Origin of the sequence: Streptomyces regalis (assembly GCF_001509475.1) — a bacterium.
GTDB classification, from domain to species: domain Bacteria; phylum Actinomycetota; class Actinomycetes; order Streptomycetales; family Streptomycetaceae; genus Streptomyces; species Streptomyces regalis.
Genome location: NZ_LLZG01000194.1, coordinates 1 through 1,403 on the forward strand (window position 1 = coordinate 1; position 1,403 = coordinate 1,403).

At 72.5% G+C, this 1,403-nt stretch carries 1 protein-coding gene; it reads left to right on the forward strand.

Annotated elements, in window-relative coordinates:
• Nucleotides 1-665: 665 nt before the first annotated feature.
• A partial coding sequence (locus ADL12_RS21780; RefSeq protein WP_167364421.1) for an AfsR/SARP family transcriptional regulator occupies nucleotides 666-1,403 on the forward strand: 738 nt, incomplete at its 3' end.

The window sequence follows — 1,403 nt, forward strand, 5'->3', positions numbered from 1 at the left end:
GGGCGGGGGCGGCGCGGCGGGTGTAGGGAGTGCCTGAACGCAGGGTTTCTCGGGCGACGGCGGGAGGCTCTTCGTACGACGCGGGACGCGTGTCGACGACGACGGGACGTTCTTCGTACGACGGCGGGAAGCATGTCGATGACGGCAGGATGCACCTCGTGCGACGGCAGGGCGCACATCTCAACGCCGGTCCGCGCATTTCAGCCCGTCGGGCGTTTGAGGCCGAGCACGACCATCCCTAGCCCTCACCACCCGACTGGGGGCTTCGCCTCACGGTGCTGACGGTTACTTCCCAGCGCCGGTGCGTGCATTTCAGCCGGTCCGGTGTTTGAGGCCGAGCACGACCATCCCTAGCCCCCACCCACCCGCAGGGGGCTTCGTCTCACGGTACTGACGGTCACTTCCCAGCGCCGGTCCGTGCATCCCAGCCCGTCCGGCGTTTGAGGACGAGGCCCGTTCAGGGCCGATGGGGGTCCAGGGGGCAGAGCCCCCTGGCGGGGTCGAAGGGGCGGAGCCCCTTCAGGATGGGACGGGTAGGGGCGGCGGGGGCGAGATCCCTCCCGACGCGCACCCGGCCGACCACAGCACCACGCCCCCCGGCTGCCCCGACCCTCCAGGCCGACAAAACCCGTGCCACCCACAGCCACCCCCGCAACAATGACCCGGTGCGGTACAAAATCCTGGGCGTCACCCAGGCCGAAGACGACCAGGGCACCGCCGTACCCGTAGCCGGCCCCCGCCTCCGCGCCCTACTCACGGCCCTGGCCCTACGCCCCGGCCATCTCACCACCCCCGACACCCTGATCGACGAGGTCTGGTCCGACGCCCCACCCCAGGACGCCCCCGCCGCCCTCCAGGCCCTGATCGGCCGCCTGCGCCGCACGCTAGGCAAGGACGCTGTCACCTCCGCCCCCGGCGGCTACCGACTCACGGCGACAAAGGACGACGTCGACCTCTTCACCTTCGAACGCCTCGTACGCCAAGGCACGTCGGCCCTGGACCGCGGCGACCCCTCCACCGCCGCCCACCACCTCACCACCGCCCTCGCCCTGTGGCGCGGCCCCGCCCTGGCCGACCTCCCCGACCGCACCGCCGCCGCGACCCGCCCGGAGGCCCTGCGCCTGGAGGCGACCCGAGCCCGCATAGAGGCGGATCTGCGACTCGGCCGCGCCCAGGCCGCCGTACCGGAACTGAGGGAACTGACCGCGGCGCACCCGTACGACGAACCGCTGCACGCCCTCCTCATCCGCGCCCTGCGCGACACGGGCCGCCCCGCCGACGCCCTCACCGTGTACGAAACCGCCCGCCACGCTCTCGCCGACGGCCTCGGCACCGACCCCGGCCCCGAACTCCGGGATCTGCACACCAAGTTGCTCAAACCACCGACCTCCGCCCCTCACCAC